This is a genomic window from Bacillus sp. EKM501B, from assembly GCF_011800505.1.
Taxonomy (GTDB): Bacteria; Bacillota; Bacilli; order Bacillales; family Bacillaceae_G; genus Bacillus_A; species Bacillus_A cereus.
The window spans coordinates 85,080-107,195 of sequence record NZ_JAALFZ010000007.1; the positions used below are offsets into that span (position 1 = coordinate 85,080).

Genomic DNA, 22,116 nt, shown 5'->3' on the forward strand with positions numbered 1-22,116 from the left:
AAATCCATGATTCGGGATAGGGTTCTTTTCTTCGAAATACTAATCTTTAATTATTAATCCTAATAAAGTAGCAAACTGAACAGCTTGATATGTCGATACTTTACATCCTCTTAAATCGCTCACTGAAACTGTAAGTGTATCAAAGGTAGAAGAACTAATATCTATCCCCTTCAGTGATGTCTGATCAAAATTAGCTTCATCAAGACTACATAATTGGAATTCAACTTTTTTAAGTTTACAGTCAAAAAAATCTGCATTATTTAATGAAGTTTCATTGAAGATGATTTTTTCTAGTTTAGAATTTCCAAATGCCGCTAAATTCAAAATTGAATTCTCAAATTTAACATTTCCTAAGCTAGATTCTGTGAAATTTACTCCGATTAATTTACTGTTTTTAAATTCGACTCTGTGAACAGAAGAATTGCTTAAATTAACATTTGATAAATCACAGTTTTCAAAACAAACATCTGTAATATCAATATTGCTAAAGTCTGTATTAGTAAACTTACAGTTTTTTATCACCGCATCATATAACCGCACTCTATCTACAGATTCATTTTCGAAAGTGGAGTCTATAATTTCACACACTTCCAATGTTGGATCTTCTTCATAAAAAATATCTTGAAAATTCTTTGAAGATAACTCTGGTGAAATTTTTGGTCTATCAATTTTCATCGTATATCAATCCTCTTCTATTTGATATATTTGTGTAATTTGAGTCCATTGTCTGTGAGGAACATTAGTTCTTATTATACAAAAATCTAAGTTCTTTTGTGAAGAGCATTTTAGCTACATTTTTCTTATTTAATAATAGCAGTGTTATTGTTTCTTAAGAAATAACGTCAAAACAAATACGAGAACGGCTAATGTAGTCGCTACAAGGAAAGCATTTTGTATTACTAAAATATTCGTCTCTTATAATGTCTCTACTTTTAGTAATTTTCCAATTAGCTTACGTAAGATCTAATTACATCTCCTTATTTTCTTGAAAATCAACTTCTATAATGATTTTGAAAAAGAAAAAGGAGGGATTGTCCATGAAGCGATTTGTATTGGCAGCCGTTACAGTCTCTGTAATATTTTTAATTGCTGCATGTTCTTTGGCTACAAATACAACAAATGATCATAAAAATATGAATGATAAAAAAACACTACAGACTGAAACAGCTACAACACCATTGAAGGTTGAAAAAGGACCAGAAGTTACTTTAATAGCGAAAGAAGAAAAGCAAAAATTAAGTAACGGTGTTATTGTTCCAGTCTGGACATTTAATGGCTCATCTCCTGGTCCAGAAATTCGGGTGAAAAAAGGTGAAAAGGTGAAAGTGACATTAAAAAATGAATTATCTGCACCAGTATCTATTCATTGGCATGGATATCCTGTCCCAAATAACATGGATGGAATTCCAGGCGTGACACAAGATGCAGTTGAACCAGGAAAAAGTTTCACTTACGAATTTGAAGCGAACGTACCAGGAACGTACTGGTATCACTCGCATCAAGATTCTGTAAATCAATTAGATAGAGGTTTGTATGGAGCGCTCATTGTAGAAGATACAAAGGAAAAATATGATAAAGATTACACATTAATGTTGGATGAATGGGTTACAGATAAAGAAGAAATTAAAAAGCAGTTAAAAGAAATGACAAAAGGGCAAATAGGTAATAAATCTAAAGGTGATGAAAATACGAAAAAGAATGATGATAAGAACGGCATGGATCATTCTGGTATGGACATGGGCAGTGATCAAAAAGACTCTGGCAATATGGTAGGAATGGACCATGGAAATATGAAGATGGAAGGTCATGATATGAGTATGTATGATTTATTCACAATCAATGGAAAAAGCGGTGATTTAGTAGTGCCATTGAAAGTGAATAAGGGAGATAAAGTTCGTCTTCGACTTGTTAATGCTGGTTATCTATCACATGATATACATGTTCACGGTCATGATATAAAAGTAATTGCGACAGATGGTCAACCAATAAACGATCCAAAAGTTATAAAGGATAAAGTAATTTCAATCGCACCGGGTGAACGTTATGATATTGAATTTACTGCTAATAAAACTGGGAAATGGTATGTTGAAGACCATTCGAAAAATAAAGGTGCAAAAGGAATGAAAGCTGTTATTGAATATGATGGCAGTAAAGAGATGAAAGATAAAGCAGACGAAAAAGAAAAATTACCGAAAGTAGATATAATGAAATATGGTACTAAAAAATTAGGAAGTTTCACGTTAAATCAAGAGTATACTGCTACATATAATATGGACTTAAATACGCAAATGAATGAAAATGAAATGATATATACAATTAACGGAAAGGTATTTCCGGATATTGACCCAATTCAAGTAAAAAAGGGTGATTTAGTAAAAGTGAAATTGGTAAATCGTTCTAAAATGGATGATCACCCAATGCATTTACATGGTCACTTCTTCCAGGTGTTGAGTAAAGATGGAAAACCGATAGAAGGTTCTCCAATTGTAAAAGATACATTGAACTTAAAACCAGGAGAAGAATATGAAGTAGCCTTTGTAGCAGACAATCCCGGTGAGTGGATGTTCCACTGTCACGACCTACATCATGCTTCAGCAGGGATGGTAACGGAAGTGAACTATACAGATTATAAATCTGACTATGTTCCAAACCAAAACATTCCTAATAAGCCAGAATAATAGGAAGCAGTTATCCTATGGATAGCTGCTTATTCATTTTTGTTGCAAGTACTAATGTATATGTTGATTATGCCCAGGTGAAGGTGCAGGAGTATGATCTGGGAATGTCGCGAATACGGCAACGATAATTACTACACTAATTGAAAGTAATAACAAAAAACGCTGTTGGATAAAAGTAGAAAAGTTCTCCGATAACAATTGAATCACACAGGACATAGTAATCGTTATAGTAAGTAAAAGGCTAATGAACAATATACTATGAGCTTGTTGAGCGTTTAACATTTCTGTAATCATTGCTCCCATCATACTTGCCATTAATCCAGAGAACATTCCTTCTAAAGCAGTATATAGGTGAAAACGTAGACCCACTAAAAAACCGATAAAACCACTAATTAAAATAGCAAGTAAAGTAGAATATAGTAATTCCCCCTTAAAGAGAATGCCTAAATAAAAACCAATACTTAAACCGATACTCATACTAAAAGACATAATAAATACCATATACTCCATTAGGGTACCCTTACGTTTAGAAATATTGGATGCAATAAGAATTGAGGTACAGCAAAGTGTTAAGGTAGTTAACGTATAAGCAAACATTATGATACCTCCTTGTCCTATCGTTCATTTCATCATATGTGTACTTATGATAATTTATATCTGCATATTATCTGCACAATTTCATAGATGTAAGCAAAGGAACGCTTGATTTTTTAGGGCGTCTTTTTTAATTGTAAGCATGTGAAAGAAATTGTTATATTATGAGTTTCTATTGTGAAGCCATAAAGAATAAGCGTATAATATTATAGGTCTCACATTTGCGAGACAAACCGCGAATGATAAATAAGATTGTTGTTTTATCATCGCTTCTAAACATATAGACAATGAAAGTAACACTGGAATACAGATAGGGAGTTATAAAATGAAATTAATTATTGCCGAGAAACCAGATCAAGGGTTGGCTCTTGTTTCACAGTTTAAATATCGCCGGAAAGATGGATATTTAGAAGTAGAAGCAAATGAGTTATTTCCAAATGGAGCGTACTGTACATGGGCAATTGGTCATTTGACGCAGTTATGTAATCCAGAGCATTATCACGCAGAGTGGAAAAAATGGTCACTTAATACATTACCGATGATTCCAGAGCGTTTTCAATTTGAAGTAACAAAGTCAAAGTATAAGCAATTTAACGTTGTGAAACAGCTGTTACATAATCCACAGGTAACAGAAATTATTCACGCAGGCGATGCTGGGCGTGAAGGGGAACTAATCGTACGAAATATTATTAATCTTTGTAATGTGCAAAAGCCTATGAAGCGTCTATGGATTTCGTCTTTAACGAAGCAAGCTATTTATCAAGGGTTTAAAAATTTACTTGATGAATCAGATACAATTAATACGTATTACGAAGCATACACAAGATCTTGTGCTGACTGGGTTGTTGGTATGAATGCATCACGTGTGTTTAGTATTTTGCTAAAGAAAAAAGGAATGAATGATGTATTTTCTGCTGGTCGTGTCCAAACACCAACGTTAGCATTGATTGTAAAGCGTGAGAAAGAAATTGAAAACTTTAAGTCAGAGCCTTTCTGGGAAGTGTTTGCAACCTTTAATATAGAAGGAAAAAAATATGACGGGAAATGGGAGAAGGATAATGAATCCCGCTTAAAAGACCCTGATATGGCGAATAAAATTGCGGCATTTTGCCAAGGGAAACCGGCTGTTGTGAAGGAAATGAAAACGGAGCGTAAAGAGTTTCAGCCGCCGCTTTTATTCAACTTATCATCACTGCAAGCAACGGCAAATAAAGCCTTTAAGTTTTCACCGAAAAAGACGCTTGATATAACGCAAGCACTCTATCAAAAAGGGATTGTTTCTTATCCACGTTCAGATTCTAACTATGTTACACAAGGAGAAGCAGCGACGTTCCCTGATATTTTACAGAAGTTAAGTCAATTTGATGAATATAAAGGCTTATTACCGGCACCAATTGAATCCATTATGAACAATAAGCGTTATGTGAATGAAAAGAAAGTAACAGATCACTACGCAATTATTCCGACAGAGCAAGTTACAAACCCAAGCAGACTATCCGGTGATGAAAAGAAAATTTACGATATGATTGTAAGAAGGCTCATTGCAGCTCATTATGAAGTTGCAATCTTTGACTATACAACAATCATTACGCTTGTAGATGAACGCGCTGAATTCATTTCAAAAGGAAAACAGCAAATTCAAGAAGGTTGGCGTAAAGTTATTTTCCAAGACGATAAAGATGACGAAACCATTCTTCCAATTGTAGCTGAAGGTGAAGAAGGAAAAGTTGTAAAGGTGAAAGTGAAAGAAGGAAAAACACAGCCACCGAAGCGTTATACAGAAGGACAACTTATTACGTTAATGAAAACAGCTGGTAAGTATTTAGAGAATGAAGAGCTAGAGAAGGTATTGAAGAAAACAGAAGGTTTAGGTACGGAAGCGACTCGCGCGGGTATTATTACGATGTTGAAAGACCGTAAATATATAGATGTAAAGAAAAACCAAGTGTATGCGACTGATAAAGGAAAAGTATTAATTACCGCAATTGGTGACAAAATACTAGCTTCACCGGAAATGACTGCGAAATGGGAACAACGTCTTGCGGAAATTGGTGAAGGTACAGCATCACCAGCAACTTTTATGGAACAAACGAAAAAGCTATCAGCTAAAATTATTGAAGATGCAGTGGAAATGTCTGAGAAGTGGGATTTCACTGGACTACATGTTGAATCGATTGAACGAAAAGGATCGAAATTTACAACGGGTAAAAAGGTTGGTAGCTGTAAAAAATGTGATGGCGATGTAATTGATAAGTCAACGTTTTACGGTTGTTCTAACTATAATACAACGCAATGTGATTTCACCATTTCAAAGAAGATATTAAGTAAAACAATTTCGCAAAAGAATATGACAAAGCTCTTAAAAGGTGAAAAGACCGATTTAATTAAAGGCTTTAAAAAGGGCGAGAAAACGTTTGATGCGAAATTAGAGTGGAAAGATAATAAGATTAATTTTGTATTTGAGAATTAATTTGTTAAAAGAGCATGACATAAAATTGTCATGCTCTTTTGTTTTTCTTTGAAATGAAATTTAACGATAAAAAAAATGCTTTAAATAATAAAATTTTATTGTAAAACGATAAATTTTATATTAAAATCATAATAAATGAGTGAGGTGCTTTTGTTAAAAGGTAACAACCTTATTTTTAAAATTAGAGGAGGTATAACTATGAACATTAACAATTTGATTGTTAAACATATGGATAACCCCCATGAGTTGGAGAAGATGTATAGAAAAGATCCGAAAGCTTTTAAAAAAGCATTCTCACAAGCATGGGACCAAAACCCTGATTCCCAGGTTCTAGCTGCTTGGTATGAAAGGTTGCATTTCAAGGAGAAAGTAAATAAAGAAAAAACATCTTTGTTTCAAAAAGGTTTCTTATTCATGGGCCTTTTAGCTATTCTGGCCGGCATAAGCACCAGGATCATTTTCCACTTTGTTGAGCAGGAAGCAATTGCTCCAATAAACTTGGCTTTTGGTGTAATTCCCTTTATTGCTGGTTATTTTGTTTACAATAATAAGCCGAAAAAAAGTATTATTTATTCCCTTATAGCGTTATTCCTAGTTTCCGGGGTGTATCTTAATACGTTGCCAATAAATTATAAAGACAGTACCATACTTGCTTATTTACATCTTCCTATATTTTTATGGGTCTTAGTAGGGCTTGCGTTTACAGGAAATGAATATTCAAAAGGCGGTACAAGATTAGCCTATATTAAATTTAATTTAGAATATTGTCTTCTCTACGGGAGCATGGCAGTGAGCGGAATGATACTAGCAATATTCACCATGCGTTTATTTAGCTTTGTTGACTTAGATATAGGAGAATTCTATTTTAGTAATGTTGTTTTATTTGGAGCAGCGGCTCTCGCTATTGTGGCTGCATACTTAGTATCAATGAATCTTAAGCTTGCTAAAAATATTACACCATACATATCTAAAATCTTTAGTCCGCTTGTCCTAGTCACATTGTTTATTTATCTTATAACGATAATTTTGGTCGGGAAAAACCCGTTCTTGGATCGTAATTTCCTAATGGCATTCAACGGAATACTGCTTGGTGTATTGGCTGTTACTATATTTTCTATCGTTGAGAGTGACTCGGACGAGAAAAAGAACATTTCAGATTATATAAATTTTTCCTTAATTGTTCTGGCGCTTATTATTGACACTGTCGCATTGTCAGCCATAGTATTCAGACTTTCTTCTTACGGGATTACACCTAATAGACTAGCTGTTTTAGGTGTAAACATACTGATCTGGGCAAATCTAATTTGGATTATGTTTTCCTATATGCGTTTCTTGCAAAACAAATCAGGACCGACAGCTATCCAAGATGCCATTACGAAGTATTTGCCAATCTACGGACTTTGGGCAGCTTTCGTTATATTTACGTTTCCTATCATTTTTAATTAGAAAGGATCTGTTAATGTAACGAAAGGTTAATTCTCTATAACATATAAAATTTTTAGAGCCCATCGATTTATAATTGGTAGTATTATGTTTGTAGTTTCGGTAATTTCATTTGTAATGATAAATAAGAAATAAGTGTTGTATGTAATCTTTCCATAATAAAAAACGTCCCAAAATGGGACGTTTTTTATTATGCGTATTGCCGTTTTTTCTTAATAAGCAACAAAACTTGTGACACACAAGCTAATACTGGTAACTCAATCAATGGTCCAATAACGAGTGCAAGTGCGATAAGAGGCTCATCTGGAAAAGCGGTCACAGCGATAGCGAGTGCAACAGGTGAGTTTCTTGCTAACGTTGTTAAGCTTAGACTTACTGTATCTTTGTAAGATAAATGCATCATGCGCCCGATAAATTGTCCTAGTAAAAAATTAATGATGAAGAACAATAGAACAGGAACGAGTAATAATAAAACAACATTCATATTTTGTAGTAAATATTTACCTTGTGATGCAAACATCGCTACTATTGCTAAACTTAAAAATACAATTTGAGCAGAGCTAAAAAACGGAATGAGTTTATTCTCGAGAGTTTCAGCTTTTTTTATTTTATTCATAATGAATTTTGTAGCGTGTGCAAGTATAAATGGTAAGACGATTACGATAACAATACTTTCTACTAAAACAGAAACCGCTACAGTTTTCATGACACCAGCAAATAAAAATAAATAAATGGGAAGGAGTAGAACTTGCAAAATTAAATTTACAGGTAAAATTGCAGTAGAAAGTGCTACATTACCTTTCGCTATTTCAGTAAAGATTAAGTACCAATCTGTACATGGAGTAACCATTAACATTATAAATCCAACCCAAAGTGCTGGATGATCGGAAAGAAATAGTGCCCCTAACCCCCAAGCGAGTAAAGGTGTCCATAAGAAGTTAATAGTAAGACTTGTTCCAGCAAATTTTAAATTGCGAAATCCTTTTTTTATTTCTTTTAATGGGATGCTGAGGAATAATCCATATAGCATGAAAAATAAGAAGGGGACAATAAATTTGTCTGAATACGTATGTATCATATTAAATTGTCCGAGTACGATGCCGCATGTAACAGCAAAAAGAATAATAAAAGTTTGAATCTTTTCTATAGTGCTCATGAATAAATCCTTTCTATATATGAATTTTCCTCTCTAAGTTTATTATACAAGTAATAAAGATGTATTTGGTGTTCAATTGTATCTCGCTTAATATTTTTAAGTCGAGATTTTATTTTTTTATTAAAAGTTACTTGACTAAAGTAAGTGACTATATTACAATCACTTACATAAGGTAATTAAATAACAAAAAGTTGCAACGGCGTAACTTAAGGTATCTATTGGAACTTTTTCTTAGAATAAGAATTTTTATGATGATGAATAATGAATATGAAAAGAAAGATTAGGTGAAGAAAATGGGACTATTTAGCTCATTATTTGGTAAAAAAGAAGAAAATAAGAATGTAGAGGGGAATAAAAAAATGTCAAAAGTATTATTTGTAAAAGCAAACGATCGTCCAGCGGAGCAAGCAGTTAGTTCAAAAATGTATGAAACATTTGTAAGTACTTATAAAGAAGCAAATCCAAATACAGAAATTACGGAATTAGATTTATTTGCATTAGATCTTCCTTATTACGGAAATATCGCGATTTCAGGTGGATATAAACGTAGCCAAGGTATGGAGTTAACAGCTGAAGAGGAGAAGGCAGTTGCTACAGTAGATCAATATTTAAATCAGTTTTTAGAAGCTGATAAGGTTGTATTTGCATTCCCATTATGGAACTTTACAGTACCAGCACCATTAATCACATATATTTCATACTTATCTCAAGCTGGAAAAACGTTTAAATATACAGCAAATGGCCCAGAAGGTTTAGTTGGTGGTAAGAAAGTAGTTGTGTTAGGTGCTCGTGGTTCAGATTACTCTTCAGAACAAATGGCTCCTATGGAAATGGCAGTTAATTACGTAACAACTGTACTTGGATTCTGGGGAATTACAAATCCAGAGACAGTTGTAATTGAAGGACACAATCAATATCCAGATCGTTCACAACAAATTGTTGAAGAAGGTCTAGAAAACGTTAAAAAAGTAGCAGCAAAATTTTAATTCATGATAGTAAATGGAAAAACCAACATGGATGACCATGTTGGTTTTTTAGTCTATTTTTCATGTTAAAAAATGTATATTTATAAAATAAAAGAAAAGTTCGAAAATAGTATTGCAAAATATTATATAGCAAACTATAATGAATTCAAGAATAGTTGATACTTAAATTAAATATTCAGAAAATTCAATTAGTTAAAATTGGAAAATGAGATAAGGAAACTTGAATGGGGGTTATATTATGGCGAATAAAGTACCGTTTTCGTTCATAGTAGTTATTGGATTAATGTTATTTGCACTATTTTTTGGAGCGGGAAATTTAATTTTTCCAGCGATGCTTGGTCAATCAGCTGGAGAGAATGTATGGATTGCTAACGCTGGATTTTTAGTAACTGGTGTTGGATTACCATTACTAGGTGTACTAGCATTTGGTTTTTCAGGTAAAGATGATTTGCAGTCGTTAGCTAGTCGTGCTCACCCAGTGTTTGGGATTGTGTTTACAACAGTTTTATACTTAGCGATTGGTCCGTTATTTGCAATACCAAGAACAGGAAATGTTTCTTATGAAATTGGTCTTAAGCCGTTTATGCCAGAAGGAGTAGGTTCTACACCTTTAATTCTTTTCACAATTATATTCTTTAGTATCACTTGTTTTTTTTCGCTAAATCCCGCGAAAATTGTCGATATTGTTGGAAAAATCTTAACGCCAATTAAGTTGACTTTCATCGGTATTTTAGTAATCGTTGCTTTTATACATCCGATTGGAGATATGCAAGCACCAGTGGAAGCTTATACATCACATGCATTCTTTAAAGGATTCCAAGAAGGATACTTAACGATGGATACGCTAGCATCATTTGTATTCGGGATTATCATTATCAATGCTATTAAAGAAAAAGGTGCGAAAACGAAAACACAAATTATGGTCGTTTGTGCAAAAGCGACAATTATTGCAGCATCTATTTTAGCAATTATCTATACAGCACTTTCTTATATGGGTGCTTCAAGTGTTGCAAAGCTTGGACATTTAGAGAACGGCGGAGAAGTATTAGCGAAAGTTTCTAACTACTATTTCGGATCATATGGCGGAGTATTATTAGGATTAATGATTACAGTAGCTTGTTTAACAACTAGTGTGGGACTTGTATCAGCATGTTCTTCATTCTTCCATAAGTTATTCCCAAATGTTCCTTACAAAGCAATTGCAATTACGCTATGTGTATTTAGTGCAATTGTTGCAAACGTAGGATTAACACAATTGATCGCAGTTTCTGTTCCAGTATTAACAGCAATTTATCCACTAGCAATCGTATTGATTTTCTTAACATTCTTCCATTCATTATTTAAAGGAAGAGCTGAAGTTTATCAAGTAAGCTTAATCGTAACATTTATCATCAGCTTATTTGATGGATTAAGTGCAGCTGGAGTTAACATTGAAGTAGTAAGCCAAGTGTTCACTAAATTCCTTCCCATGCAGGAAGTAGGATTAGGCTGGATCTTCCCAGCGATTATCGGTGGATTTATCGGATATGGCATTAGCATTTTAAAAGTGAAAAACCAAGTTCAACCAGCAACTAGAGCGGATAAGAAAATAGGTTAAATAAAAAAAGTTATAGACTTGTTTCTATAGCTTTTTTTGTTACTATTAATAATGAGAAAAAATAAAGTAGTAGGGGAAATAAAATGAAAAAAACAATTGATCATATCGGAATCGCAGTTCGTGATATAGATAGTACCATACGTTTTTATGAACAGGTTCTATCAGGAGAATTAATAGATCGTTACGTAAGTGAGGCACCAGGTGTAGAAAGCGAAGTAGCCATTCTTGAAGTGGATGGAGATAGAATTGAATTACTTGCGCCGACAAATAACACCACTTCACCAATTGCCCGATTTATAAAACAAAAAGGTAAAGGTGTACATCATGTTGCGTATCGAGTAGATGATTTAGATGTAGCTTTAGAGGAATTGAAAGAACAAGGAATTCGAACGTTAGAGCATACACTGCGCATTAATAAGCACGGTAGAAGGTTAATTTATCTTAACCCAGCGGATACAGAAGGAACGATTATCGAGTATTGTGATTATCCGGAAGAGAAATAGAAGAAGGGTATTTTTAAAAAGGTGTTACGTTATTACGTAACACCTTTTTATTTATGTATTTCACATTTTCTTCACAAATGATTCACGATAACTTTTCTTCTTCAAGAACTTACATTAATATATTTTATGATATAATAACAATCTACTTTAAAATTGTAAGTTGTATCTATCGTGATAGTTACTATCATATTAGAAGTTTAAAGGTGGAAGAGAAATAAAGAGTTATACTTTCTAGAAGTTTATATTTAATCAGGTTAATATTTCGCCGGAGAATCAAACTTCGGAAGTTAAAGTAATGAAAATAGAGCGATGAGGAAGAAAGAAGTGAAATGAGCGTGAAAGTAATGAGAAGATTAGGGACATGGTTATTACTTGCGTGTGTGCTTATCATATTGATACCGAAAAGTGCATCTGCTCATGCGTATGTTGTGAAATCAAACCCTACGGAAAATGAAACGTTGAAGAGAGCACCATCTGTTGTGAAAATTGAATTCGATGAGGACATACAAGTTTCACGTTTTAATACATTGTATGTGAGAGATACATCAGGTAAAAGAGTCGATTTAAAAGATGCTCATATTGATAAAAAAAATAAAAAACTATTAGAAGCCGGATTAAAAGAAAATCTCAAAAATGGTCTCTACTCTATTCAGTGGAAAGCTATTTCAGCTGATGGGCATCCAATTCAAGGGGTTATTCCATTCCGTATTGGATTAGCGGAAGCGGGAACAGACGATGTACAAGTGGAAGAGATGGGGTATGTCCCGCAAATCGATATGATTATGGAACGTGGGATTCTATATACGAGTTTCTCGCTATTTTTAGGAGTTCTCTTCTTTAATCTTATTATGTATAAAGGGAATGCAACCTCGGTTCGATCAAGGAGTAAGAACATAATATGGATCTCTTTATTTGGGATATTGATTAGCTTGTTATTCAATCTACCACTGCAAGCGAAAATAAATGCTGATGTTTCATGGCTAGAAGCATTCAATCCTTTACTATTAAAAGAAACATTACAGCTTTCTGTTTTTGGTTATGTATGGATTACTCAAATGGTTCTCATTAGTACGCTTATAATTGTTACGTATTTTGCGGTGAAGCATGAGAAGTTTTCGTCGTTTAAAGTATGGAGTATTCCAATACTATTGTTTATAGGGCTACTTGTTATGAAGGCCTTTAATAGTCACGCATACGGTTTAAAGTTTAAAGACATTGCTGTCGTTATGGATTTTCTACATTTATTAGCAGCTTCATTATGGGTTGGTGGTTTATCATCTATTATTTTTCTTTTATGTAAAGAGGATAATAAGTGGCATATGTATTGGGATATGATTAAGCGTTTTTCACCGTGGGCAACAGGTGCTGTCATTGTGATTTTAATAACAGGCCTTTTTAATAGTACATTTTTTATTCCAACAATCCACTCGTTATTTGATACGAAGTATGGATTGGCTTTATTAGCAAAGATACTATTATTTATTTTCATGGGGATATTGGGAATTATTCATTATGTGAAAGGGAGAATAAGAGCGCAGCAAGGATTAGGAGCTACGGTGAAAGTAGAGTTTGTCATTGGAATTATCATTTTCGTAATCGTAGCTTTTATGACAAACGTACAAACACCACCGATGCCTCCTACTGGACCATTTACAGAGAGTAAGCAATTAGATAATGGATATGAACTTACGCTAAATGTAAGTCCGAATAAGGTAGGACAAAATAAATTCCATATTACACTAAAGGACGAAAAGGGACAGCCTGTTACTGATATGGAACAAATGATATTGACGACTCAATCATTAGATATGAACATGGGGAAAGGTTCATTTAAAGTTTCAGTAGTTTCACCAGGAGAATATGAAACAGAAGGTATGTATATTAATATGACAGGAAACTGGAATATACATGTTCGTGGATTAACAAAATCTCTTGATAGTCTCGATACAGATTTTAAATTTATTGTCGGTGGCAGATAAAAAGAAGCTATGTATGAAAAGGAGCTAATAGAAAATGAAACGTATAAAAAAATTAGGAACAACAATGATCGCAACAATTATTGCAATGGGAATGTTTTCGTTACCTGTTAGTGCGCACGTCACTGTAAAACCAGCAACTTCTGACGTTGGTTCTTGGGAGACATATACGATAAAAGTACCAGTTGAAAAAAATGTAGCAACAACAAAAGTTACACTGAAAATACCGTCTGGAGTAGAGTTCCAGCAGTATGAACCAGTGCCAGGATGGAAAGTTGAGGAGCAAAAAGATACAGCTGGAAAAGTTAAAACTGTAGTATGGGAAGCAACAGGAGAAGGGATTTTACCCGGTCAGTTCCAGCGATTTACTTTCGTCGCTAAAAATCCGGATAAAGAGCAAAAAATAGCTTGGGACGCATATCAACAATATAAAGATGAAGAAATTGTTGAATGGACAGGCGATGAAAAAGCTGAAAAACCGCATTCACTTACTACAATTGCAAAAGGTACGTCATTAACAGGAGAACATGGTGAAGTTTCTAGTGTAGAAAAGAATGAAGGTACTAGTAATATGCAATTGATAGCAATTGTCTTATCTATTTTTGCGATAGTATCGTCGGTAAGTGCGTGTGTTTTTGTAGTACGTCGTAAAAAGTAAGACGTAAGAAAGAGCCTACAAACAGTAGGCTCTTTCTTACGTTTATTTCAATTCAACTTGCTGCCTTACAGCAAGTGTTTTCGGTTTTATATTTACAAAACAAATACTCACAACAATAAATAATAGTCCGATGAATAAGCTAATGGTAATAGCCTCATGTAAGAAAATTGAACTTACAATAATAGCTATTAGTGGAATGAGGAATGTATAAGCCCCAACTTTACTTGCTTCACCAGCTCCAACAAGTGTGAAGTATGCAAGCCACCCCATTGCAATAACAAAGAATGAAATAAAGAGAAGTACGCTAACAAATGGCATACTCCAAGCGATACTAGACCAGCTTTCAAACTCTGTACCAAATCCAATTAAGCAAAGACCACCAATAATAAGCTGAAGTGTTACCATCCAAATGGCATTAACACGGTGACCAGTCTTCTTAATGAATACTGTGCCAAGTGCCCAGCCAATAGCGCATCCTAACGCGAGAAGGATTCCAATAACAGAAATATGTCCTGTTAAACTGCTTGAGCTAATAACGCCTACACCAATAAATCCGAGAACAAGCCCGAAAATTTTCAAGCCGTACATTGATTCTTCAAGCCATATCCACGAGAAAATACCGAGTAAAACTGGTTGTAGAAATACAATGGCGGAAAATAACCCAGCAGGCATATATTGAAGGCCGACAGTTTGTAATCCGTAAAATATAATGATGTTAAGTAAGGAAGAAATAACGTATAAATGCCACGTTTCTTTTAAATGTAACTCTTTGTATTTCGGTAATGCGAACAGAAGTAAAATGAATCCTCCAATTAAAGTTCGAACGCCTGCAAATAAAACAGGTGGTGTATAATGCAGGGCAAACTTTGATAAAGGCCAATTGATTCCCCACATGAAAACGAGAAAGGTAAGGATGATGGCCGTCTTAGTTCGAGAAAGCTGTGTCACTGAAAGACCTCCTTGTTGTTATTCATTTCACTATGATATGATATCGACTGTAATAAATAAAATGAATCTTTTTTATGAGGAGTATAAGTGATTAGTTATGACCATTACACAACTGCAAGTATTAATAAAAACTGTTGATTTAGGTAGTTTTACGAAGGCTGCCAGGGTGTTAAATATGACGCAGCCAGCTGTTAGTCATGCGATTTCAAGTATTGAGTCAGAGTTAGGAGTTACTATTCTTATACGTGATAAACGAAAAGGGCTACTCGTTACGGATGTAGGAAATAGGATTCTTGTACATATTAGAGAGATTTTGAACGGTGTAGCGAAGATTGAACAAGAAGTTGCGATGGAGAAAGGACACGAAGTTGGGACGATTCGAATTGGGAGTTTTCCGAGCGCTTCTGCACATTTCTTACCCAAAATGATAAACCTTTTTAAGGAAAAGTATCCGAACTTAGAAGTAGTTCTTTGTGAAGGGACGATTAAAGAAGTTGAAGATTGGTTAGTATCGAGGGTTATTGATATAGGGATTGTTATTTTGCCTAATAAAGATATGGAGATTGTTCCATTAACGAAGGGGAAAATGGTTGCTATCTTAAGAGAGGATCATCCTCTCTGTAAGAAGGACGCTCTTACAATTTGTGATTTAGAGAATGAACCGATCATATTATGTAAGGGTGGATACGAACCACCCATTATTGATATGTTTAAACAAGCAAACGTACCACTTCGGGCTGAATATGTAATTTCGACAGTTACTACAGCTTTAAATATGATTCAAGAAGGATTGGGCATTGCAATATTAGCTGAATTATCTTTAACGAATTTACCAAAAAATGTGCAAACGAGAGAATTGGAACCACAAGTATGGAGAGAAATTGCTTTAGCTGTTCCTTCATTAAAGGATTCTTCAATCGCTGTGCAGCTATTTATTGAAGAATTTCAATCGCTATTTGCAGAATAAAAAGAGGTGTCTCATATATCATAATGGGACACTTTTTAATTTACTTATAAAAAATCTATGAAAAGGATTGACTTATTTTTTAGTTGTAACTATAATGATTACATCGAGGTGGTGATTACGATGAAAATTAGTAGCCGCTTTTCCATAGCTGTTCATATTTTATCTATTTTGAAAAACAATCCATCTTCACATTGTACTTCAGACTATATGGCTGAGAGTGTTAATACAAATCCAGTAGTCATTCGTAAAATCATGTCGTACTTGAAACAAGCTGGCTTTGTTTACGTAAATCGTGGACCGGGTGGCGCGGGATTACTAAAGGATTTATATGAAATCACATTGTTAGATGTGTATCATGCAGTGAACGTAGTCGAAGAAGACAAGCTATTTCATATTCACGAGAAACCGAATCCAGATTGTCCAATTGGGGCGAATATTCAAGCGGTGTTAGAAATCATTTTAATTCAAGCACAATCCGCGATGGAAGAAGTTTTGAGAAATATTACAATGGGGCAGTTGTTTGAAACTTTGCAAGAAAAAATGAATGCTTAAATCATATTTATATTTTTTTGTCATTAATGTAACTGATTTGATTACAACGATAAAGGTAAGGTGTAAAAGTTATGACTGTAAAAATGAAAGTATACTCAGATTTTATATGTCCGTTTTGTTTTTTAGCAAAAGGTCCATTAGATGAGGTAGCGAAAGAGAAAGATGTAGAGATTGAATGGATGCCATTTGAATTACGTCCAAGTCCATATTCAAAAATAGATCCATGGAATGAACCAGAAAAATTAGGTTCATGGGATGCTTTCATTCTTCCGACAGCGAAGAAGTTAGGAATTGATATGCGCTTGCCACGTGTTTCACCACATCCATATACACATTTAGCTTTCGAAGGATGTCAATTTGCGAAAGAACGTGGACTAGGTAATGAGTATCATCACCGCGTATTCACAGCATTTTTCCAAGAAGAGCAAAACATTGAAGATATTGATGTGTTAACAAAATTAGCGGTAGAAGTAGGACTTCCTGAGGCGGAATTTAAAGATGCTTTAGTAACTCGTAAATATAAAGAAAAGCATCAAGAAGCAATTCAACACGCATATGATGAAGCGAATATTATGGCTGTTCCAACTGTCATGATTGGAGATGAAGTCATTCAAGGGCTTGCTAGTAAAGAAACACTAGAAAGGGTCATTGATAAAGAAATTGAAAAGGATAAAACAAATTCATTTGAAGGTATGCAATGTAATACGGATGGATATTGCTAATTCGCTTGTTATGAAATAACAAAATAAATTATAAAACAAACATTTGGAGGAATTAAAATGTCAGCAACTACAACAAACTTAAAAGAAGCAATCGTGAACCGCCGTTCAATTCGTAAAGTAGCAAAAAACGATGCAATTACGAAAGAAAGAATTGAAGAAGTGTTAAAAACAGCTTTACACGCACCAACATCTTTCAATATGCAAAGTGGTCGTATGGTTGTATTAATGGATGGAGAGCATGAAAAGTTTTGGGATATCGTTAAAGAAACACTAAGAGCCCGCGTACCAGCAGAAAACTTTGAAGCGACTGTAGAAAGACTAAAAGGCTTCCATGCAGGTGTAGGAACAGTTCTATTCTTTGAAGATCAAGCAACTGTAGAAAAAATGCAAGAAAATGCGCCATTATATAAAGATCAGTTCCCATTCTGGTCTCATCAAGGAAATGCGATGTTACAACATACTGTGTGGATGCTATTATCTGCTGAAGGAATTGGAGCGTCATTACAACATTACAACCCAATCGTAGATGCTGAAGTGAAAGAAACTTGGAACATTCCGGCAGAGTGGAGCTTAGTAGGTCAAATGCCATTTGGTGAACCAAACGAACAACCAGCAGAAAGAACGTTCTTACCTACTGAAGATGTAGTGAAATTTTATTAAGAAATACAATATGTAACGAGAAGGAAGCTGTGCTTAAAAACAGCTTCCTTTTTTGTAGTGGTGTTAATTTATGCGTATTTAGGGAAGAAATATAAGAAATAATACGGTGAGAAGGGAATTAGAAAAATGAATGATGAGAAAAAATATACAGTGGTAGGTACTGATGTTGAGGAAGTAAAGCGTTTAAATAAAAATTCAGGGTTAACGTATAATCAAGTGAAAGAAATGTTAGCAAAGCAAATGCAAAAAAAGAAGTAATTAGATTGAAATCTTTCATTTTTTCATTTAGCATTTTGATTGGAGAGAGTTAAGTAAAAGGTAACTCTCTTTTTTGTATAGCTAAGCATCTTATAGAGTGGAGGAAGCAACATGAAGAAATGGGTAAAGGTAACGCTGTCTATCACTGGAGGCATTGTCTTATTAGCGTGTGCTGGTGGATATTACGTGTATAAAAATTATTTTCCAAAGGAACCTGAGCGTATTGTATATGATAAAGAAAGAGTGCTACAACCGATACATAATCAGCTTAAAGGAATCAATATAGAAAATGTAAAGATAAAAGAAAAAGAAGTCGTAAATGCGACTGTAGATGAGCTTCAAAAAATGATTGATGATGGAAAGTTGTCATATGAAGAATTAACGAGTATTTATCTCTTTAGAATACAAGAACATGATCAAAATGGAATAACATTAAATTCTGTTACAGAGATAAATCCTAATGCGATGGAAGAAGCAAGAAAGTTAGATCAAGAGCGGGGTAGAAACAAAAATTCGAATTTATATGGTATTCCTGTCGTTGTAAAAGATAATGTACAGACGGAAAAAGTGATGCCGACTAGTGCAGGAACTTATGTATTAAAAGATTGGATTGCAGATCAAGACGCAACAATTGTGAAGCAGTTGAAAGAAGAAGGAGCATTTGTTTTAGGAAAAGCGAATATGTCTGAGTGGGCGAACTATTTATCTTTTACAATGCCAAGTGGGTATAGCGGGAAGAAAGGACAAAATTTAAACCCATACGGTCCGATTACATTCGATACTTCAGGATCAAGTTCAGGATCTGCTACAGTAGTTGCAGCAGATTTTGCACCGCTTGCAATTGGAACAGAAACGACGGGATCGATTGTTGCACCCGCGGCGCAGCAATCAGTAGTTGGGTTACGTCCATCTTTAGGTATGGTAAGTAGAACAGGAATTATTCCGTTAGCTGAAACTCTTGATACAGCAGGACCTATGGCAAGAACGGTAAAAGATGCAGCAACATTATTTAATGCAATGATAGGTTATGACGAAAAAGATGTTATGACAGAAAAAATGAAAGATAAAGAAAGAATTGATTATACAAAGGATTTATCGATAGATGGATTAAAAGGGAAAAAGATAGGGCTTCTTTTTTCTGTAGACCAACAAGATGAAAATAGAAAAGCAGTAGCAGAAAAAATTAGAAAAGACCTTCAAGATGCAGGTGCGATATTAACTGATAATATCCAGTTAAGTGCTGAGGGTGTAGATAATTTGCAAACATTAGAATATGAGTTCAAGCATAATGTAAACGACTATCTTTCACAGCAAAAGAATGTACCGGTAAAATCGTTAGAAGAGATTATAGCGTTTAATAAAAAGGATAGTAAAAGACGAATAAAATACGGACAAACATTAATTGAAGGGTCTGAAAAATCTGTTATAACGAAAGAAGAGTTTGAAAACGTAGTGCAAACGAGTCAAGAAAATGCAAGAAAAGAGCTAGATAGGTATTTAGTAGAAAAAGGTTTGGATGCTCTAGTTATGATTAATAACGATGAAGTTCTTCTATCAGCTGTAGCTGGTTATCCGGAATTAGCGGTTCCTGCTGGATATGATAAAAATGGAGAACCAATCGGTGTAGTGTTTGTAGGGAAACAGTTTGGTGAAAAAGAGCTTTTCAATATTGGATATGCGTATGAACAGCAGTCTAAAAATAGAAAATTACCTAGTTTATAAAAGATTATATGAAAAATAACTGGAATCTAACAATATGAAAAGAAAAAAAGGATTCTTCTCAATTAGTAAGAAAGATTGTCTATAGGAGTTCATAAAATGTAATATATTCAATTTCCATCCATTGAAGGGGGAGGTTAATTCTTAATGAATGAAGTAAAGAGTTTTTTTCGAAGTAGAGGGTTTCAACGGTTTCTCGTTTTAATAATAGTAGCGCTTGTATTATACGCATTAAAAAGTATGATTAATTTAATATTAATTACGTTTATACTGACGTTTTTAATGGATCGATTTCAACGTTTTATTTCAAGAAAATTGAAAGTAAACCGGAAAATTGTTATTGCATGTTTATATATAATATTGGTTTCCTTTATAGGCACAACGTTATATAAATATTTACCTGTGCTGACGATACAAATTTCACAATTAATTTATCAGTTTAAACTATTTTTTCAAAATCCACCTGATAATGAAATCGTTAAATATGCACTTTCGACAATTAATGGGATGGAAGTATCAAAATATATAGAACAAGGTGTAGATGTCATCTATCAATCGATAGCAAATATAGGGAAGGTAAGTTTACAAATATTATTATCTCTAATTTTAAGCTTATTTTTCTTATTAGAAAAAGAGCGTATTATTACATTTACATCTAAGTTTAAAGATAGTAAGTTAAAAATCTTTTATGAGGAAATTGCATATTTTGGTGAAAGATTTGCAAGATCGTTCGGCAAAGTAATTGAGGCTCAGTTTTTAATTGCCGTTGTAAATTGTATTCTTACTGTCATTGCATTAATCGTTTTAGGATTTCCACAGCTACTTGTATTAGCTGTTATGATTTTCTTACTAGGGTTGATTCCTGTTGCAGGTGTGATTATTTCTTTGTTTCCACTTTGTATCATTGCTTACAACGTAGGCGGAGTTATGTACGTAGTATACATACTCGTATTCATAACAGTAATCCATGCTCTTGAAAGTTATTTTTTAAATCCGAAGTTTATGTCTGCAAAAACAAATTTACCAATATTCTACACATTTATGATTCTTATCTTCTCAGAGCATTTCCTCGGAATATGGGGGCTTATTATCGGGATACCAATCTTTATCTTTTTATTAGATGTACTTGATATAAATAATGAGGATGCGACTAAAAAATAAGAAATGATAGAAAATCACTAAAAAGTCATAGGAGATAATGAAAATAAAAAGCAATCCAAAATAAATTGGATTGCTTTTTATCTTAATTAAAGAACCGGAGCCATTGTTTCTTTCAATACTTGAACAGAGTGGTCGAATTTTAATTCTTCATCTTCACTTAATTCAACCTCTAAAATTTCACGAACACCGCCGCGATTTAAAACAGCAGGTACCCCGATATAAACATCTTTTTGACCGTATTGACCTTCTAAGTAAGCTGATACAGTTAATACACTATTTTCGTCGTTTAAAATTGCTTTTGTAACACGTAGAAGTGACATACCGATACCATAATAAGTTGCGCCTTTACGCTCAATAATATGGTAAGCTGCATCACGGACGTTTATGAAAATTTTGTCTAAATCTTCTTGATTATACGTGTTGTCTTTTTCAAGCAGTGTTTGTAGTTTTTGGATACCAACGGAAACATGGCTCCAAACTGGAAGTTCAGTATCGCCGTGTTCTCCGATAATATAAGCGTGAATGTTGTGTGGACCAATATCGAAGTACTCACCTAACATATAGCGGAAACGAGCAGAATCAAGCGTTGTACCAGAACCGATTACACGTTCTTTCGGTAAACCAGATTCTTTCCAAGTTACATAAGTTAAAATATCTACAGGGTTTGTTGCGATTAAGAAGATGCCATCAAATCCGCTATCCATAATACTGCGAACGATTTGTTTAAAGATTTTGGCGTTTTTCTCAACTAAATCTAAACGTGTTTCGCCTGGCTTTTGTGGTAATCCAGCTGTAATAACTACAAGGTCAGCATCTTTACAATCTTCGTAGCTGCCTTTCCATACTCTAGTTGGAGCTGGGGCGAATGGAACAGCATGACTTAAATCCATTGCTTCCCCTTCAGCTTTTGCTTCATTTACATCGACTAAAACAAATTCTTCAGCTACGGCTTGGTTAATCATGCAGTAAGCATAACTACATCCAACTGCTCCTGTTCCTACTAATACAACACGGTTAATACCTTTTTTCATTTCAAAATTCCTCGCAATTTCATTGGTTTTGTTATGT

General features: G+C 34.1%; 20 protein-coding genes. 15 read left to right on the forward strand and 5 right to left on the reverse strand.

Going from position 1 to position 22,116, the window contains the following annotated elements:
* Positions 1-39: 39 nt before the first annotated feature.
* Positions 40-675: a pentapeptide repeat-containing protein gene (locus tag HFD78_RS15520; protein ID WP_000687271.1), complete on the reverse strand. Its 636-nt coding sequence runs from the start codon at positions 673-675 to the stop codon at positions 40-42.
* Positions 676-1,037: 362 nt separating this feature from the next.
* Here HFD78_RS15520 and HFD78_RS15525 point away from each other — a divergent pair, with 362 nt between their 5' ends.
* Positions 1,038-2,678, forward strand: coding sequence for a multicopper oxidase family protein (locus HFD78_RS15525; RefSeq protein WP_061654541.1), 1,641 nt, complete (start codon positions 1,038-1,040; stop codon positions 2,676-2,678).
* A gap of 51 nt (positions 2,679-2,729) precedes the next feature.
* On the opposite strand, the gene HFD78_RS15530 is transcribed toward HFD78_RS15525, so the two are convergent.
* The gene (locus HFD78_RS15530; protein ID WP_000458531.1) at positions 2,730-3,275 is read right to left on the reverse strand and encodes a hypothetical protein; all 546 of its coding nucleotides are present in this window, start codon (positions 3,273-3,275) and stop codon (positions 2,730-2,732) included.
* Positions 3,276-3,597: 322 nt separating this feature from the next.
* Between HFD78_RS15530 and topB the strand changes: the two genes are divergently transcribed.
* Both topB and HFD78_RS15540 read left to right on the forward strand, forming a co-directional pair.
* Positions 3,598-5,742 carry a DNA topoisomerase III gene (gene topB, locus HFD78_RS15535; RefSeq protein ID WP_000766764.1) on the forward strand — a complete coding sequence of 715 codons (2,145 nt, stop codon included), beginning with the start codon at positions 3,598-3,600 and terminating at the stop codon, positions 5,740-5,742.
* A gap of 198 nt (positions 5,743-5,940) precedes the next feature.
* A complete protein-coding gene (locus HFD78_RS15540) occupies positions 5,941-7,188 on the forward strand; it encodes a DUF4153 domain-containing protein (RefSeq protein ID WP_001024713.1) in 1,248 nt (415 codons plus the stop codon).
* Positions 7,189-7,375: 187 nt separating this feature from the next.
* On the opposite strand, the gene HFD78_RS15545 is transcribed toward HFD78_RS15540, so the two are convergent.
* On the reverse strand, positions 7,376-8,341 hold the full coding sequence (locus HFD78_RS15545; protein WP_000103804.1) for an arsenic resistance protein: 966 nt from the start codon (positions 8,339-8,341) through the stop codon (positions 7,376-7,378).
* A 293-nt stretch (positions 8,342-8,634) separates the two neighbouring features.
* On the opposite strand from HFD78_RS15545, the gene HFD78_RS15550 reads away from it, so the two are divergent.
* The 5 genes from HFD78_RS15550 to HFD78_RS15570 all read left to right on the forward strand — a co-directional run bounded on the left by HFD78_RS15550 (position 8,635) and on the right by HFD78_RS15570 (position 14,061).
* Positions 8,635-9,327, forward strand: a complete 693-nt coding sequence (locus tag HFD78_RS15550; RefSeq protein ID WP_000522502.1) for an FMN-dependent NADH-azoreductase — start codon at positions 8,635-8,637, stop codon at positions 9,325-9,327.
* Between the two features lie 238 nt (positions 9,328-9,565).
* Positions 9,566-10,924: a branched-chain amino acid transport system II carrier protein gene (brnQ, locus tag HFD78_RS15555; RefSeq protein WP_001284783.1), complete on the forward strand. Its 1,359-nt coding sequence runs from the start codon at positions 9,566-9,568 to the stop codon at positions 10,922-10,924.
* A gap of 83 nt (positions 10,925-11,007) precedes the next feature.
* Positions 11,008-11,427 carry a VOC family protein gene (locus HFD78_RS15560; protein WP_000750855.1) on the forward strand — a complete coding sequence of 140 codons (420 nt, stop codon included), beginning with the start codon at positions 11,008-11,010 and terminating at the stop codon, positions 11,425-11,427.
* A 329-nt stretch (positions 11,428-11,756) separates the two neighbouring features.
* The gene (locus HFD78_RS15565; RefSeq protein WP_000114328.1) at positions 11,757-13,406 is read left to right on the forward strand and encodes a copper resistance CopC/CopD family protein; all 1,650 of its coding nucleotides are present in this window, start codon (positions 11,757-11,759) and stop codon (positions 13,404-13,406) included.
* A gap of 34 nt (positions 13,407-13,440) precedes the next feature.
* Positions 13,441-14,061 carry a YcnI family copper-binding membrane protein gene (locus tag HFD78_RS15570; protein WP_000821400.1) on the forward strand — a complete coding sequence of 207 codons (621 nt, stop codon included), beginning with the start codon at positions 13,441-13,443 and terminating at the stop codon, positions 14,059-14,061.
* Between the two features lie 42 nt (positions 14,062-14,103).
* On the opposite strand, the gene HFD78_RS15575 is transcribed toward HFD78_RS15570, so the two are convergent.
* On the reverse strand, positions 14,104-15,009 hold the full coding sequence (locus HFD78_RS15575; RefSeq protein WP_000192815.1) for a DMT family transporter: 906 nt from the start codon (positions 15,007-15,009) through the stop codon (positions 14,104-14,106).
* Between the two features lie 97 nt (positions 15,010-15,106).
* Between HFD78_RS15575 and HFD78_RS15580 the strand changes: the two genes are divergently transcribed.
* From HFD78_RS15580 to HFD78_RS15605, 7 genes are all read left to right on the forward strand, one after another.
* The gene (locus HFD78_RS15580) at positions 15,107-15,976 is read left to right on the forward strand and encodes a LysR family transcriptional regulator (protein ID WP_000156749.1); all 870 of its coding nucleotides are present in this window, start codon (positions 15,107-15,109) and stop codon (positions 15,974-15,976) included.
* A gap of 120 nt (positions 15,977-16,096) precedes the next feature.
* Complete coding sequence (locus HFD78_RS15585; protein WP_000704063.1) at positions 16,097-16,528, forward strand: Rrf2 family transcriptional regulator; 432 nt, start codon at positions 16,097-16,099, stop codon at positions 16,526-16,528.
* A gap of 71 nt (positions 16,529-16,599) precedes the next feature.
* The gene (locus tag HFD78_RS15590) at positions 16,600-17,250 is read left to right on the forward strand and encodes a DsbA family oxidoreductase (RefSeq protein ID WP_000216673.1); all 651 of its coding nucleotides are present in this window, start codon (positions 16,600-16,602) and stop codon (positions 17,248-17,250) included.
* Between the two features lie 57 nt (positions 17,251-17,307).
* Positions 17,308-17,910 (forward strand): nitroreductase family protein, encoded by a 603-nt coding sequence (locus HFD78_RS15595; RefSeq protein WP_001277011.1) that lies wholly within the window; start codon positions 17,308-17,310, stop codon positions 17,908-17,910.
* A gap of 126 nt (positions 17,911-18,036) precedes the next feature.
* Positions 18,037-18,168 carry a hypothetical protein gene (locus HFD78_RS29815; protein WP_000997344.1) on the forward strand — a complete coding sequence of 44 codons (132 nt, stop codon included), beginning with the start codon at positions 18,037-18,039 and terminating at the stop codon, positions 18,166-18,168.
* Between the two features lie 111 nt (positions 18,169-18,279).
* On the forward strand, positions 18,280-19,890 hold the full coding sequence (locus HFD78_RS15600) for an amidase family protein (RefSeq protein ID WP_000759469.1): 1,611 nt from the start codon (positions 18,280-18,282) through the stop codon (positions 19,888-19,890).
* A gap of 144 nt (positions 19,891-20,034) precedes the next feature.
* Positions 20,035-21,048, forward strand: a complete 1,014-nt coding sequence (locus HFD78_RS15605; protein WP_001006597.1) for an AI-2E family transporter — start codon at positions 20,035-20,037, stop codon at positions 21,046-21,048.
* An 86-nt stretch (positions 21,049-21,134) separates the two neighbouring features.
* On the opposite strand, the gene HFD78_RS15610 is transcribed toward HFD78_RS15605, so the two are convergent.
* On the reverse strand, positions 21,135-22,079 hold the full coding sequence (locus tag HFD78_RS15610) for an L-lactate dehydrogenase (RefSeq protein WP_000715321.1): 945 nt from the start codon (positions 22,077-22,079) through the stop codon (positions 21,135-21,137).
* Positions 22,080-22,116 lie beyond the last annotated feature (37 nt).

Excerpts from the sequence above, each read along its gene's own strand:
- HFD78_RS15520 (WP_000687271.1), bottom strand. The coding sequence starts at position 675 with ATGAAAATTGATAGACCAAAAATTTCACCAGAGTTATCTTCAAAGAAT.
- HFD78_RS15525 (WP_061654541.1), top strand. The coding sequence starts at position 1,038 with ATGAAGCGATTTGTATTGGCAGCCGTTACAGTCTCTGTAATATTTTTA.
- HFD78_RS15530 (WP_000458531.1), bottom strand. The coding sequence starts at position 3,275 with ATGTTTGCTTATACGTTAACTACCTTAACACTTTGCTGTACCTCAATT.
- topB (WP_000766764.1), top strand. The coding sequence starts at position 3,598 with ATGAAATTAATTATTGCCGAGAAACCAGATCAAGGGTTGGCTCTTGTT.
- HFD78_RS15540 (WP_001024713.1), top strand. The coding sequence starts at position 5,941 with ATGAACATTAACAATTTGATTGTTAAACATATGGATAACCCCCATGAG.
- HFD78_RS15545 (WP_000103804.1), bottom strand. The coding sequence starts at position 8,341 with ATGAGCACTATAGAAAAGATTCAAACTTTTATTATTCTTTTTGCTGTT.
- HFD78_RS15550 (WP_000522502.1), top strand. The coding sequence starts at position 8,635 with ATGGGACTATTTAGCTCATTATTTGGTAAAAAAGAAGAAAATAAGAAT.
- brnQ (WP_001284783.1), top strand. The coding sequence starts at position 9,566 with ATGGCGAATAAAGTACCGTTTTCGTTCATAGTAGTTATTGGATTAATG.
- HFD78_RS15560 (WP_000750855.1), top strand. The coding sequence starts at position 11,008 with ATGAAAAAAACAATTGATCATATCGGAATCGCAGTTCGTGATATAGAT.
- HFD78_RS15565 (WP_000114328.1), top strand. The coding sequence starts at position 11,757 with ATGAGCGTGAAAGTAATGAGAAGATTAGGGACATGGTTATTACTTGCG.
- HFD78_RS15570 (WP_000821400.1), top strand. The coding sequence starts at position 13,441 with ATGAAACGTATAAAAAAATTAGGAACAACAATGATCGCAACAATTATT.
- HFD78_RS15580 (WP_000156749.1), top strand. The coding sequence starts at position 15,107 with ATGACCATTACACAACTGCAAGTATTAATAAAAACTGTTGATTTAGGT.
- HFD78_RS15585 (WP_000704063.1), top strand. The coding sequence starts at position 16,097 with ATGAAAATTAGTAGCCGCTTTTCCATAGCTGTTCATATTTTATCTATT.
- HFD78_RS15590 (WP_000216673.1), top strand. The coding sequence starts at position 16,600 with ATGACTGTAAAAATGAAAGTATACTCAGATTTTATATGTCCGTTTTGT.
- HFD78_RS15595 (WP_001277011.1), top strand. The coding sequence starts at position 17,308 with ATGTCAGCAACTACAACAAACTTAAAAGAAGCAATCGTGAACCGCCGT.
- HFD78_RS29815 (WP_000997344.1), top strand. The coding sequence starts at position 18,037 with ATGAATGATGAGAAAAAATATACAGTGGTAGGTACTGATGTTGAGGAA.
- HFD78_RS15600 (WP_000759469.1), top strand. The coding sequence starts at position 18,280 with ATGAAGAAATGGGTAAAGGTAACGCTGTCTATCACTGGAGGCATTGTC.
- HFD78_RS15605 (WP_001006597.1), top strand. The coding sequence starts at position 20,035 with ATGAATGAAGTAAAGAGTTTTTTTCGAAGTAGAGGGTTTCAACGGTTT.
- HFD78_RS15610 (WP_000715321.1), bottom strand. The coding sequence starts at position 22,079 with ATGAAAAAAGGTATTAACCGTGTTGTATTAGTAGGAACAGGAGCAGTT.